This window comes from Mucilaginibacter rubeus, from assembly GCF_003286415.2.
GTDB lineage: Bacteria > Bacteroidota > Bacteroidia > Sphingobacteriales > Sphingobacteriaceae > Mucilaginibacter > Mucilaginibacter rubeus_A.
Genome location: NZ_CP043450.1, coordinates 2,111,971 through 2,126,179, shown reverse-complemented (window position 1 = coordinate 2,126,179; position 14,209 = coordinate 2,111,971). Strand labels below are relative to the sequence as shown.

The following is a 14,209-nucleotide window of genomic DNA, read 5'->3' as shown; positions in this document are numbered from 1 at the left end:
GGCTAAAGCCATTAAATTATTTGTCACTATTCCGTTGACTAAAGTCAACGGCAATGAATTAAAAAGCATAGAAATTATACATGAAAGTAACTATAACCAAAAGCGAGCAGGAATTTGATATCACCGCGGCATGGCGCATCATAGCGCAGATGCTTGAAAAACGAACATCGGTAATTGGCCTTTCAACCGGGCAAACTACCATTGGGATGCACCGCATTGTTTCGGAAATTCACGCTCAATACCCGTTTGATGTATCAAACATTACCCTGTTTAATGTAGATGAACTCACTAACCTGGAGCGCGAATACACAGGCAGTTGCTATACCATGATCCTGAACCAGATTGCCGGTCCGCTGGGGATTCCTGAAAAAAACTTTATTATGCCGCCTACCCTTTCTAATGATTTTGTGGCAGAGAGTATCCTGTTTGAAAAACGCCTTGCCGAGCGAGGCGGAGCCGATTTGCAGATGCTGGGTATCGGCAGTAATGGACATATTGGCATCAATCAGCCAGGAACGCCCTTTGAAAGTGAAACCTGGGTATCACCAATGGATCCGGATTTTGAAGCACGCGTACGCCGTGAAACTCAAGTCCCACCAGAAACCGAACTTGGTGGCCTAACCCGTGGCGTTAAAAACATTATGCATACCCGCAAGCTTATCCTGATAGCAAAAGGCAGCCATAAGGCCGAAATCATTAAACAAGCCATATTAGGCCCTGTAACCACGGATATCCCGGCATCTGTAGTACAACTACATTCAAATTGCGAGATATTGTTAGATGCGGATGCGGGCGCTTTAATAGCCGATTACGCTAAAGAACGTGGTTATAATTGGTAATTTATTTATAATCAACCTGAACTTTATAAAGCAGGCCACCGGGTACAATATAACCCTCAGCTTAAGGAATCAAATAAACAAAGGATTTTAAAACTCCCCTCTTGAGAGGGGGCGCGGAGGGGCGAGGGTAGCAGGGGTGTGTTCTGCCGCAAGCTTATCGAAGCAGAAACACACCCCTCCGCCCCTCTCAAGAGAGGAATCGCACAATCCCACGCTGTTCTTTGTTAAATTAACGCTGTTCTTTTTGCAATGAGTTTATACCATTTTTAATTCAAATGACTATTAGCGGCGTCAAGCAAATACTCTTTCCTATCATCTACGTATTCCCAGAACATTACCCCAGCCATGCCGTTCTTTTTCACGTACCGACATTTCTTTTTAATTGACCATTCATCGTCAAATGATAAAAACTGACGGGTTGTGGGATTATACAAATACGGTGCTTTCGCACTCTTATCCCGATAATATTTAAATGCTTTGTTGGTAAGCAGACTATCTTTTATAAAAGTATAACCACCGCCCCGCATCCTTTCAAGATTGCGTGAACCCAATCCGGTTTTGGTACTGTCCGACACTCTTGTGGAACGACTGTAAAAAGCCATCCCTAAAACAAGCTTATTCCGCGGAACACCAGCTTCAATAAAAACCCGGGTACCATTATCCGAATTATTTTCTGTCTTAAGATACTTTGAAGCATACAAGCCGGTATGATGTACCGCTACATCGGCACCGTAATCGTAAGTCATGAGGTTGATATAATCCAGGCAAGCGCCTACTTTATCCATTTCTGTGTTCTGCACAAAATGCCTGAAGGCACCTACGGCTGCTGTAAGCAACAATTTTTTACCGGTTTCTTTTTCAAGCGCGTTCAACTGAGTCCTCAGTTCCAGGAATAAACTGGTATAGTTCTGTTTATCCTCCGGGCGATGGACGTTACCTGCGCCGGATTCATTGGGATACTCCCAGTCGATGTCAATACCATCCATTTTAAACTTACGTACCAATTCAACAGCACTTGCCGCAAAAGCCTTACGCGAAGTATCGGTGAGCGCCATATCCGAAAAGTTTTTGCTCCACAGCCACCCGCCTATCGAAATCAAAACTTTCAAATCGGTGTTCTTTTTCTTTAATCCAACCAAATACCTGAAGTTGATGGTATCTGTTCGGGGGTGGGTAAGAAAAGCCCGGTTCCCGATCACATTTACAAACGCGTAATTAATATGGGTAAGCTTTGCCGGATGAACCATGTTGGTATCTATTAACCCCCGAAAGCCACTTACATAACCGATTATAACATGATTTTTAGCCCGGTTTTTCTGCGCATAAACCAGGTTTGCCGAAAGTATAAGGCATAGGAAAGCCATCAGCCGGGTTCTATATTGCCCCGGCCGCAATAATGATGCAAAGTTTGTCATTAGAATTTAGGTATGTATAATATTTAAATCTTCAGGCGTAATCTTTTCTTTTCAAGTAATCCGACAAATAGAATAATAACCACGGCGGTCAGGAATGAACGCAGTAACCCCGGAAATCCATTGTTAATAATACTCGGATAATTAATATGAAATAACTCCAGTATAAAAACCTGGAAATACGGGATCAGGTAACAGGTGAGCGTACTGGTGCCGGCGGGTTTGATCCAGTTAAAGGCGCTTATTTTCCCTTTAACATCAACCACATATATCAATATTAAAAACGCCAGCGTAGTAATGCCCGAGCAAATGAGCACCCATGCCGGTGTTGAACGAATTTTAGAAATCCCTTCGGTATAAGGTCGTAAGGCAAAACCGACAATCAGGAACAAAACGCCAATAATAGCCAGTGTAGCCCAAATCCGTTGTGTTTTCCCTTGTTCAACCAGCCTGGCGTAGATGCCAGAGATCACCACTCCCCCCATAGTTAAGCTCATGGTTGAGGCATCATGGATTATCCAGAGTGGCTTTAAAAAGATAATCGCGTTACCAAGAAAACTTCCGGTGACGTCGTTACCAGCGATAGTGACCATTTCTTCATCACGTGTTACTTTTATCTTAAATACCGAATGGGCGATAATATTAATGGCTATCAGTACTATCCATGCTACGATAAGACTGTTTAACTTGCCTTTAACCGCGAAAAATATCAACGCGCAAACCAGGTAGGCCCAGCCTATTAAACCTAATATTCCCCACCAGGATGGTTCCATCCCCCGTACCTCACCATCCTCGCCACCTTTATAAATTACGGCCATGGCTATCAGCATAATGATCCCCAGTATTTGCAACGAATACTTTTTAGCCTTTGCCATAGTTTCGGGATAATCCAGCCAGATCAGGAAGAACGCTGTTGTGATAACCAGTGCCCATGCTGCTTTCGGAATTATAGCAGCCGATGAATTATAATCTTCAAGGTTTACATGGTAAAAACCCATAATGAGCAACGCGACACTCCTTATCAGTATGTAAAACAAAACCTGCCGGCCGCTATCACCTTTTTTGATCCTGTTATTGATGGCAAATGGTAACGACAAGCCAACAATGAACAAAAACGCTGGAAAAATAGTGTCGGCAAAACCCATCCTGTCTTCAAAACCCTTAGCATGGTCTATCCATTCGGGAATATGCTTTACACCGCTGGCATCGTTAACAAATATCATCAGCAGCATGGTGATGGCACGCAATACATCGATAGATAACAGGCGCTTAGGTAATTGTTGCATGTGGCTTTTATTTAGGGGTGTTCTATTTAACTTTTACGGAAAACAATGAGTTATGGCTCGTAATATATAAAGTATTATTGTCCGAACCACCAAACGCTAACCCAGTTGGCCGCTCGGGTACTTTTATCACATTGATCTGTTTACCGGCGCTGTCGTATACATAAATCTGTCCGTCGGCTATATAAACATTTCCTTTATCATCGGTTGCAGAGGCAAACTCTCCCCTTTCGGCAAAATATTTCAAATCAGAAAGATAACCATCCTTAGTTACCGTTGTGCTCACGGTACGTTTGTCATACTCATCACTGCTGTATAATGGCTTTCCGGGATATGCGGCTGCCAATGCTGTTGATCTGGCCAAATCATACACTGCCGGGATAATGGTAACCCCATCGGGCGCTACAAAACACTCTGTTGGCTTATTTACTGTTACCATATTAAAATCATGGTAATCGCGCCAGCGGTGTGCCGGGTACAGCACTTTATAAACCGGGTTTACCTGCCCCATGGGTACGGTTTTCAGTTTTTGGATAGATTCATCGGGATTATTAGGGTCGATACTATAAGCCCAGCTTGCAAATCCCGAATTACCCCATCCGCTGAAAGAGGTGCCGGCAGCATCGGCAGGGTTATCAAATTTCTCGGGCTTACCGTTTACCAGATAGCCTGGCTTCGGCACATATTTAAAAACTACAAGCAGGTTATCATTTTTGTCACAAGCTAAGGACAGCGGCTCCCATGGATAATCAGCCAGCAAACTAATCTGCTTATCCGCCGCCGACCATTTATAGATCCGCTTCATGCGCTGCTCGCTGAAATAGATATTGCCTTTACTATCGGCACATACCGCCGATGCAAATTCAAAACCTGTTGCAAGCTTATTGATAGTGCCGCCTTGCTGTTCGGCCGTGTTAGCTTTATCATCAATATAAAGTCGTGCAAATTCCCATGGCCTTACTTCGGTAGCGGTATTGATGTCATATAGCGGCAAAGTAGTGGTATATTTTATCTGGCTGTAATTGTGCACATTCAGCAATTCGATGTTTTTACCGCCCCATTTCCTGATAGAATACGGCGCGGGCTTGTTAACCCTGATCACCCTGAACATATACAGGTTGGCAAACACCATATTACTTGAATTTTCCAATTCCATTGGCTGGCATTCGGTACTTTCCCTGCTTTCTTCTTCCAGTTGCATGGCGTATACTTTCCAGTTGGCAACGTTATTGAACCGAACCTCGTTACGCACGTGATGCTCTATCGACATGGCATAAATACGACCGGGAGTTTGCGTATTGGAAATATAAGTACCGGCCGTGGCGTAAGTATTGGCACTCCAGATATCCTTAAAAGTACCGCCACCGCCATCTGTTACCCAAAGACTCCAGTATTGTGTATCCCAGGAGGGGTCCATGCCATTTTGTGCCCGATTGTAGGCACTACCGCCAGCTGTACTTTTGGGCGTGCCAACACGTTGCATACCGCCATGACCACCAACAAATTTCACATCATTCATATATGAACCGGCGCCTGCCATCCATTTGCAGGCTACAGCGCGTGGATTATCGGCATTGGTACAAAGGCCAATACCGCTTAAAATGTTGCTCCCTCCTTTTGATGATTCCAGCAGTGCTACCGGCCCACCAAAGCCTCCGAAAGCAGGTGTATTATCGGCAATTAAAAACTGTGTAGCAATGGGGTTTAAACCAATCAATTTGGTATCGGGCTTTAGTTTAATAGTTTGGCTAACGCGATACCAGCCTTGCGGCACATATATGGTTTCGTATTTGTCAATAGCTGCCTGTATAGCTTGTGTATCATCATTAACGCCATCGCCTTTAGCACCGAGGGCTTTCAGGTTTGCCCAGGTTTCAATTGCCGGAAAATCGGGAATGTCCTTTTTGGCGGCCTCCGGCAACGCGGTCAAAGGTTCTTGTTCATCGGTGGTTTTATATTGCGGATCGGCATCAAGACCATCCATCTGCAAACCGTAAGTAAAGTTTTTTACACGGTAGATATTCCCCGTTCCACGTGTTGTTTTGCCGCTACGACGATAGCTGGCCAATACAGGCACATTACGGCAAACAACATTGCGAAGGTTGATCTGGTTAAAAGCATTATCCTCATTACTGATGATGATAGCAGGTCCGCTTACGCCATCAAAACGGCAATCCTCCATAAATAATTTTTCATGGTAGTTTGGGTTTATGCTGATTACTGTTGGCACGTGCTTAACATTCATCCGCACAATGGTAAGCCCTGCCTCCTGTGTGCGGATAGCAGCTTCTCGCTGCCCTTCAAAATAGGTATCAACCATCATAAACTGCCAGCCAGGTGATGGTTTGGTGGTATAGATGCCATACTGGCCGCCAAAGAAGCGAATATCTTCCATTTCGTTACCTACATCAAACATACCCGCCAGTCCTTTGCCAATATTTACATCCACATGAGCTATAAAGCTATGCTGGGCAAAATGGGTGCGCATAGCAACCGCGTAAGGATTACCATCATTTATTTTAAGGTTAATGTTTGATATTGAGCTATAAAAAGTTGACGCGCCCGCATCATGTACCTCATCGCCAGGTTTGGAAAGATTGCTTACAAACCAAAACATGTACTTAGCGTGGCCTTTATCATTTTCATCAGCACTTTGAAAGCCGGGCGAATTTTTAGCCAGGATAATCTGCGGTCTGTTTTTGCCATAACCTATCAGCCTTACAGCAGTTGGTATAAATATAGTTTTGGAGATCAGGTATTTTCCTTCGGGGATAAAAAGCACGCCGAAGTTATGCTCGGTTTTTACTTTGGTAACAGCAGCTTGCAGTTCATCTGAAACATCAGTTTTGCCATCGGCCTTGATCTTAAAATTTTCAGGTGTAAAATAAACAGCGTCCGAATCCTGCAGGCGGGCCTGGTATACTGACTTACCTCCATTATCATTCTTTGCTGAGATATTATTGCCGAAACAAAAAGTTTGAATAAAAATAAACGCGGTGACTAACAGGGTTCCCTTTTTCACTTTTTTATAATATGGTTTATATGGTACCGGTATCCAATGTTCACAATATATCAGCCGTGCTTTTTAACAGATTATGTAAAATTGCTGATAGGCGTATACTGGATTGTTGGTGCACAAATCTATCTGATAGTGCTGTTTGATACTATTATTACGGCACTACATCACCACTACCATAAGTAACATTAGCGCTAAACAAGAAAATTGGTAACAAAGGGAGGTGTTTTTGCGCCGGGAAGAGAAATAGAAAAAGGATTACTTAGGCATTTGCATGAGCTTTTACAAATACCTTTAAAACGAAAATGGGCAGCCAAAGGCCGCCCATTCATTAACTGGTTTTAATGTCCAATTATTTTGCAGTTTTTCTTGCAGGAGTTAACGGAACAATAATAACAGCTAAGAAAAGGGCAACTTCTAATACGGTTAACATAACTTTAATTTTTTAAAATGTTTTAATTACTGAACTAACAATGTTTTAGGGAATTACAACCGTTCCTACAGGCATGCTGTTGCAGGGATGCAAGAACAATTGTATCATTCCTGGCAGGCATTCAGCTAAATATATGCCATTAAAAAATCGCCCCTAAAAATCAAGATGTTAGGCCAAAAACATCATTTTTTAAATTCAGCTTTTCTATAAATTCAATTTTAAAAACACAGATTTTTTGAATTTAAATTTGCTTTTCACGTTAAGTATCAAAAAAATAGGCCTAAACCGGGTTAGAAAAAATCATTAAGCCGTTTTTTGCCGAATTATTTTTACAAAAACCGTGAAACCAGCATTAATTTATTTTTAGCGAAATTTATTTCGCTACGTAATTTCACACATTGCGTTACAAGGTTAAAAATGCTCTATCAAACATTTTTTTGTAAAAAAAATGCACCGTATTTTTAAATAACACCCCCCTTAGCAATTTGAAAAAAATTAACCGACAATTTGTCACAAGCATGACAAATACCAATTTTGGCAGAAAATTGACTCCTTAAAAACCTGACACACAACTGCCAAAACATGACACGGGCATTAGTCAAAGCGATATTATTCGGTATTTACCCCCTATGCCAAACTTTTAAGCCAAGTGCAGACATTTCATGATGGCCTTTTTCCAGATACTTACCGCCTCAAGCATTTCTTTTTCATTTAAGGAGGCAAAACCTATTCGCACAAAGCTGTGCCTAACTGACTTATCATAATAATAGTCGAGCCCCGCCCCTATGGATAAGCCCAATTCGTTAGCTTTTTTTGATACTATTGCTGTGTCAAGGTCATGAAGATACTTTACCCATATTGCAAAGCCACCGCTGGGTATTTTAAATGAAATATATTCGCCCAATTGCTCCTGTAGCAGCCGGCAAAGGATATCACGCCGTTCGTGATAAAGCTTATTAGCTTTTTTAAGGTGCCTGCCGATATCGCCATTCTTTAACAAACTTGCCATAGCCTCTTCGAGCAAATGCTCGCCCTGCCTGTCAATCAGCCTTCGTAACCGCGTAGCCTGAACCATGAAGTTTTGAGGCGCAATCATAAAACCAATGCGGATTCCCGGAGCAATTGTTTTACAAAATGAACCAACGTATATTACGTTTCCGTAATAATCTGCACTGGCCAATGGCAATATCGGGCCGCTGGTATAGTGAAAATCAAAGTCATAATCATCTTCAATGATGGCGAACTGATATTTGGCAGCCAGTTCCAGTAAATGCATACGCCTTTTGGAGCTGAGTGTAACCGTAGTAGGCTGGTGGTGATGCGGCACAACATATAACATCCGCACTTTTTTAACCTTACAGATAGCTTCGACAGCATTAATATCTATGCCATGCTCATCTACCGGCACAAACGCCAACTGAGCGCCAGCCTGCTCAAACACTTCATTGGCACCGTTGTATCCCGGGTCGCCAACAATTACGATATCGTTTTTATTGACCAGTACCTGGGCACACAGGTAAAGCGCCATTTGAACGCCTTTGGTTATTAAAATATCTCCGGGAGTTACGTGCAGGCCACGGGTTTCGCCCAAAAAACGGGCAAGTTCGTTTCTTAAGTTTTCCGAACCCTGCTCCGGGCCATACATCAGATATTTATGCGTAAAATGATAGCCCGCCATTCGCCTGTATTCGCGTACCATTAAGTCAACAGGCGCAATACGGGTGTCGGGAAAGCCCTCGGTAAAGGTTAGGTTGCCGTCGGGGATACCGACGAACATACGTTGCGGCCCGATCCTGTTGTCATCCACCTTGAATGATGTTTTGTTAGCCAGGCTATGCTTCATGACGGCCTTTTCGATTGGCCGGGGTGCAACATCGGGCAGATTTTTAGCCACGTAGATCCCTTTGCGGGGTATCACATCTACCCAGCTTTGGGCATAAAGCTCGTCATAAGCGGCCACTACCGTTTTGCGATGGACATTTAAAGTTGTCGACAAGGCCCGACTGGCAGGAAGTGCGGAGCCGGGCTTCAAAGTGCCCTGCCTGATATAACGGATAATACCATTACTAATTTGCAGGTAAACAGGCACCTGGCTGCTTTTATCCACGCTTAATAAGCTTTCAACAAGCATCATATTGGACTATCTTTAATCTACATTCTGGACTACAATTATAGTCCAAAAGCATGGTAATTTTGATCATCAAAAAAAATAAAACCCATGCATATCAATCAAAAACTTTCATCCATATACCTCAGGGTAGCTATAGGCATAAGCTACCTGTGGGAAGTAGCCGACAGGCTTGGTTTATTCGGCCCCAATGGGCATCCTCACGTTGGCTGGGGCGACTGGAAACATTTTGTGGCCTACGCCAAACAAGTAATGAGTTTCCTGCCCGAAGGCATAGTAAACCCGCTCGCAACTATCGCCACTATCGGCGAGGGCGGATTTGGACTATTGCTGATATTGGGCTTATTTACCCGTATGGCAGCTATTGGCAGCGGCATACTGAGTTTATGTTTCGCTATCGCGATGGCAATCTCTTTCGGCATCGAATCACCTTTGGGCTATTCGGTTTTTACACTGAGTGCAGCAAGCTTTCTGCTGGCATCATTAACGCAATATTCGTGGACTTTGGATAAATGGTTAGCCACACGGCTCGTTAATAAGAAGTTATCAGCCTACCAATCCCAGCAAAATGGATTGAAAGCTGATGACCAGGACCTTCACCACACTGTCATCGATCTAAAACAGATCAGGGCTTTAGCTCAGATAGATTATCGCATATAAAACACCTCTTAGACAAAGTTTATAAAATCATGAACAAAACCATCATCTGCGGCACTTGTGGTACACAATTTTTGGCTGAACCAACGACGCCCTCAATTTGCCCGATCTGTACCGATGACCGTCAGTATGTTTCGGAAAGCGGTCAGCAATGGACGCTTTCTACTGAATTAGAACATCATACAATTAAAATCACACAGCTAAACGAGCACCTGTACGCGCTCAAAATACAACCAGATTTTGCCATAGCCCAAAGGGCATTACTATTGATCTCGCCGGAAGGTAATATTTTGTGGGATTGCATCCCATATCTGGATAAAGCAACAATAGATTTTATCCGGGCTAAAGGTGGGTTAAAAGCCATCGCCTTTTCGCACCCGCATTATTATAGCAATATGAATGATTGGGCGGCCGAATTTGAATGTCCAATCTACATCCACCAAAACGACGCCGAATGGGTGCCTTTTGATAGTCCATATATCTACTTATGGGATGGTAACACTACCCAACTTTGGGACGGGATAAGTATAGTGCATATCGGCGGGCATTTTGCAGGTAGTTGCGTGTTACATATAAAAGGATTAACACCTCAAGGTATGATGCTTTGCGGCGATACCTTTAATATAGCCCGTAGCAAGCAGCACATGGCTATCATGTACAGCTATCCTAATATTATACTACTCTCCAAAACAGAATTTGCCAAAGTTTATCAAAAAGCAGCTCAACTTAATTTTGATACGGTTTACGGCGCATTCGAAAACCAGGATATTGAGGGCAACGCTATGGAAATATTTGAAGCTTCGATGCAGCGATATAAAGATAGTTACGGCTTATAAAAACCCAGAAACACAATATTTAAACAGAAATTTCTGAAAGTAAAAAGTATGATATAAATTGTATTTGGCAAAACCATTGTGTTATATTTACACAATAACATCAGAATTAATTGCTGATTGTTATATTTCTTCTTCCAGGATCCCTCGAGCGTGCAGGGACCTATTGCTTTAAACCAATTTAACCAAATACAATTATGAAAAAAAACAGTACCCTCATGCTGCTTTTATTTATTTGCTTTTTACCCGTAACGGTATTTTGCCAAAACAGCAATGAACCCGTTGTTGCCGGTAATGATGTGGCTGTAACATCAACCGAAAGCGGTAAAGTAAAAGGCTACATCCACAATGGCATTTATACCTTTAAAGGTATCCCCTATGCCAAAGCCGACCGTTTTATGGCTCCCGAGAAACCTACACCATGGACAGATGTACGCAGTTCAAAAACTTACGGCCCGGTTTGCCCTACTGATCCTACAACAACCGTTAATGATGAATTTGAGTTTGCCTTTCAGCATGATCTGGGTTACTCAAACGAGCATTGCCAGTCGCTCAATGTATGGACACAGAAATTAAACGATGGTAAAAAACGCCCGGTAATGGTTTGGCTGCACGGCGGTGGTTTTACCGCAGGCTCATCAATCGAGCTTCCGTCATACGATGGTGAAAACCTTGCAAAAAAGGGGGATGTGGTATTGGTATCTGTAAATCACCGTTTAAATATCCTTGGCTTTCTTGACCTATCTGCCTATGGCGATAAATATAAAGGTTCATCAAATGCAGGGCTGCTTGATCTGAAAATGGCTCTGGAATGGGTTAAACAAAACATAGCCCAGTTTGGCGGCGATCCGGATAACGTAACCATCTTTGGTCAGTCTGGCGGTGGCGGTAAGGTTACATCCCTAATGAACGCACCATCTGCAAAAGGTTTGTTTAAAAACGCCATTGTTGAAAGTGGCAGTTATATCACTAACTTCAACGAAAAATCGGTTACCCAAAAAGTTGCCGCGGCGTTATTGGAAGAACTTCACCTGCAACCTTCACAAGTTGATTCACTTCAGAAATTACCGTATGATATATTAAACGAAGCCGGTAAAAAAGCTATGCGCAAGGTATCTGCCGATTTAAGAAAAGAAGGAAAAGGCATAAATGGCTGGGGACCGGCTTTAGACGGGGATTTCTTGCCTTATCAACCATCCGATCAGGCAGCTAAAGACCTGTCTAAGAATGTCCCGCTATTGGTAGGCACCACCAAAAACGAATTCGCACCATTTGTACCCGGCCCCAAAAGCCAAACAATGGATGAATTAAAGGCGAGTCTGCAAAAAAAATATGGCGATAAAACAGATGCTTTCATGGCTGCCGCTCAAAAGGCCTATCCAACCATTTCAAAGCCATCAGAATATACTGATATCGAATTTAACTTCCGTTCATTAGCTATCAAACAAGCCAATGAAAAAGCGGTGAGCGGTGCCGCACCGGTTTATATGTACCTATTTACCTGGCAGTCACCTGTAAACGGCGGCATGTACAAGGCTATGCACTGTATGGATATCGCTTTCCAGTTTAATAACATAGCACGTTGCCAGGAAATGACAGGCGGCGGTAAAGAAGCCTATGCCCTTGCCGATAAAATAAGCAGCGCATGGATAAACTTTGCTAAAACCGGCAACCCCAACACATCTTCATTACCTAAGTGGCCTGCATATACAGCCGATAATGGCGCGACTATGATACTGGATAACCAATGCGTTGTTAAAAACCACCCTGATGACGAGTTATTGCAAATAGTAGCAGCCGCACCTAAACCGTAAGCACATGAAAAGGCTAACTTTAATTATCCCCCTGGTACTTTACAGCATATGGGCTTTTGCTGCAAAGGTTGATACAGTGCAGATTCCAAGTGCTGCTATGAACAAAACTTATAAGGCGGCTATTGCTTTTCCAAAGGCTTACGCAAAAGGCAAAGCCAATTTCCCGGTGCTATACCTGTTACATGGTGGCTATGGGCATTTTGACGATTGGCTGCTTAAAACGCCCGATAAATCGCTGGTAAAAGACCTTGCCGATGAATACAATATCATTATTGTAATGCCCGAAGGTGAAACCTTTAGTTATTATGTTGACAGCCCGGTTGATCCTAACAGCAAGTTTGAAACCTATATCATAAACGAAGTAATTCCATTCATAGATAGTAAGTACCGTACCATTGCCGATAAAAAAGGCAGATTGATCACCGGTTTATCTATGGGTGGCTTTGGTTCTTTGTACCTCTCGACAAGACACCCTGAACTGTTTGCGGCTGCCGGAAGCATGAGCGGCGCCCTCGACCCAAACATGACCACCTGGAAATTACCTCCCGACAGGTTTGAGATGCTTACCAAAATGCTTGATAAAATCTGGGGACCGATGACACCGGACTCTTTCCTGCCCTACTCGGTAGTGAACATGGCCGATCAGATGAGGAGAAACGGTTTACCGCTGGCAATTAATATTGGAGTTGATGACTTTTTGCTTGAACCAAATAGGGAATTGCACAGAAGATTGGTTTATAATCATACCCCTCATGATTATTCAGAACAACCGGGAGGCCATACCTGGGAATTTTGGCAAAATGCCTTACCGGGGCACTTGTTATTCTTCAGCAAGGTTTTAAAAGCGAACGGTACTTATATTTTGTAAGGACTACAAGTATAAAGGGAAGGTATTGTCAGCCTTCCCTTTATACTTTTTCGCGTAACATTAACAAGGAAAGATCAACGCCGGAAGATGCGCATGCTCTTCGTTTTCCATATTTTCCCAATCCCAAAGGCCGTTTAGTTGCGAGCTACGGTTACTCAAAACAAAAAAGTCTACCTGCATTACGTTGGCCAAAACGTCAACGGTTTTCATGATGTCCCGCTCTTTAATATTTACGAGGTTAAGCCCCGAATTGCAAAACAACTGCCTGAACACGGTTTCTGCATAACTATCGTTCATGTGCGGCAATCCCGATTCGGTAATATTAAAAAGCGAAGCTTTTACATCCAAAGCCTCGCTCATTTTACTTAAAAAACTTACAATATCTTTTTTGGCATAACGCAAATCGGCGAGGTAACCAATATTGTTAATATTAAAAGAGGCGTCTTCAGGAATAGCCAGCAGCGGGCAGCATGCGTGATTTAAAATAGGCAGAACCTGGTCATTGATCTTTTTAGTAGTTCCACAAACACCTTTAATAATTAACCCAACGTCATATTTAGCTGTAATAGCATGGAGCGACATTCCTAAAGTATCCAGATAGCTAAGGAAAACTATATTCTCGGCGTTTTTATTTTGGTCTTTAAAGCCAAAGTCTTCGTTATCAAATATGTCATGCGCTGTGGCGTCAGATAACTGAACGCTTAGCGGTTCGGGTACCGTGTTCATGACAATTACTTTAGTTTTTAGTTTTGCGCCTAAATTACCAGCGTAAGTGAGCGCGTAATTACTTTCCTTTTTAAGATTGTGAATCACTAAGATTGCTTTCATAGCTAAATAGATATATGAGATGTATAACAGTGAACAAGTGATAAAAGAAGCTGTTTCTTAATTTGTAATTAAAAAAGTCATAAAAAAGTCAGTTTAAT

10 protein-coding genes are annotated in these 14,209 nt (G+C 42.7%); 5 read left to right on the top strand and 5 right to left on the bottom strand.

The window, feature by feature from the left end:
- Positions 1-80: 80 nt before the first annotated feature.
- A complete protein-coding gene (locus DEO27_RS08770; protein WP_112570574.1) occupies positions 81-839 on the top strand; it encodes a 6-phosphogluconolactonase in 759 nt (252 codons plus the stop codon).
- 266 nt (positions 840-1,105) lie between these two features.
- Here the strand turns inward: DEO27_RS08770 and DEO27_RS08765 are convergent, their stop codons facing one another.
- The 4 genes from DEO27_RS08765 to DEO27_RS08750 all read right to left on the bottom strand — a co-directional run bounded on the left by DEO27_RS08765 (position 1,106) and on the right by DEO27_RS08750 (position 9,117).
- On the bottom strand, positions 1,106-2,254 hold the full coding sequence (locus tag DEO27_RS08765) for a glycoside hydrolase family 18 protein (RefSeq protein WP_112570572.1): 1,149 nt from the start codon (positions 2,252-2,254) through the stop codon (positions 1,106-1,108).
- Between the two features lie 23 nt (positions 2,255-2,277).
- Positions 2,278-3,537: a DUF5009 domain-containing protein gene (locus DEO27_RS08760; protein ID WP_112570570.1), complete on the bottom strand. Its 1,260-nt coding sequence runs from the start codon at positions 3,535-3,537 to the stop codon at positions 2,278-2,280.
- Positions 3,538-3,559: 22 nt separating this feature from the next.
- Positions 3,560-6,556 carry a glycosyl hydrolase family 28-related protein gene (locus tag DEO27_RS08755; RefSeq protein WP_223818193.1) on the bottom strand — a complete coding sequence of 999 codons (2,997 nt, stop codon included), beginning with the start codon at positions 6,554-6,556 and terminating at the stop codon, positions 3,560-3,562.
- 1,067 nt (positions 6,557-7,623) lie between these two features.
- Positions 7,624-9,117, bottom strand: a complete 1,494-nt coding sequence (locus DEO27_RS08750; RefSeq protein WP_112570568.1) for a PLP-dependent aminotransferase family protein — start codon at positions 9,115-9,117, stop codon at positions 7,624-7,626.
- An 84-nt stretch (positions 9,118-9,201) separates the two neighbouring features.
- On the opposite strand from DEO27_RS08750, the gene DEO27_RS08745 reads away from it, so the two are divergent.
- The 4 genes from DEO27_RS08745 to DEO27_RS08730 all read left to right on the top strand — a co-directional run bounded on the left by DEO27_RS08745 (position 9,202) and on the right by DEO27_RS08730 (position 13,283).
- Positions 9,202-9,771 (top strand): DoxX family membrane protein, encoded by a 570-nt coding sequence (locus DEO27_RS08745; protein WP_112570566.1) that lies wholly within the window; start codon positions 9,202-9,204, stop codon positions 9,769-9,771.
- A gap of 29 nt (positions 9,772-9,800) precedes the next feature.
- The gene (locus tag DEO27_RS08740; RefSeq protein WP_112570564.1) at positions 9,801-10,604 is read left to right on the top strand and encodes an MBL fold metallo-hydrolase; all 804 of its coding nucleotides are present in this window, start codon (positions 9,801-9,803) and stop codon (positions 10,602-10,604) included.
- 194 nt (positions 10,605-10,798) lie between these two features.
- Complete coding sequence (locus DEO27_RS08735) at positions 10,799-12,415, top strand: carboxylesterase/lipase family protein (protein ID WP_112570562.1); 1,617 nt, start codon at positions 10,799-10,801, stop codon at positions 12,413-12,415.
- 4 nt (positions 12,416-12,419) lie between these two features.
- Positions 12,420-13,283: an alpha/beta hydrolase gene (locus tag DEO27_RS08730; protein WP_112570560.1), complete on the top strand. Its 864-nt coding sequence runs from the start codon at positions 12,420-12,422 to the stop codon at positions 13,281-13,283.
- 60 nt (positions 13,284-13,343) lie between these two features.
- On the opposite strand, the gene DEO27_RS08725 is transcribed toward DEO27_RS08730, so the two are convergent.
- Positions 13,344-14,111, bottom strand: coding sequence for a hypothetical protein (locus DEO27_RS08725; protein ID WP_112570558.1), 768 nt, complete (start codon positions 14,109-14,111; stop codon positions 13,344-13,346).
- Positions 14,112-14,209: the final 98 nt, after the last annotated feature.

Excerpts from the sequence above, each read along its gene's own strand:
- DEO27_RS08770 (WP_112570574.1), top strand. The coding sequence starts at position 81 with ATGAAAGTAACTATAACCAAAAGCGAGCAGGAATTTGATATCACCGCG.
- DEO27_RS08740 (WP_112570564.1), top strand. The coding sequence starts at position 9,801 with ATGAACAAAACCATCATCTGCGGCACTTGTGGTACACAATTTTTGGCT.
- DEO27_RS08735 (WP_112570562.1), top strand. The coding sequence starts at position 10,799 with ATGAAAAAAAACAGTACCCTCATGCTGCTTTTATTTATTTGCTTTTTA.
- DEO27_RS08760 (WP_112570570.1), bottom strand. The coding sequence starts at position 3,537 with ATGCAACAATTACCTAAGCGCCTGTTATCTATCGATGTATTGCGTGCC.
- DEO27_RS08750 (WP_112570568.1), bottom strand. The coding sequence starts at position 9,117 with ATGATGCTTGTTGAAAGCTTATTAAGCGTGGATAAAAGCAGCCAGGTG.
- DEO27_RS08765 (WP_112570572.1), bottom strand. The coding sequence starts at position 2,254 with ATGACAAACTTTGCATCATTATTGCGGCCGGGGCAATATAGAACCCGG.
- DEO27_RS08745 (WP_112570566.1), top strand. The coding sequence starts at position 9,202 with ATGCATATCAATCAAAAACTTTCATCCATATACCTCAGGGTAGCTATA.
- DEO27_RS08725 (WP_112570558.1), bottom strand. The coding sequence starts at position 14,111 with ATGAAAGCAATCTTAGTGATTCACAATCTTAAAAAGGAAAGTAATTAC.
- DEO27_RS08730 (WP_112570560.1), top strand. The coding sequence starts at position 12,420 with ATGAAAAGGCTAACTTTAATTATCCCCCTGGTACTTTACAGCATATGG.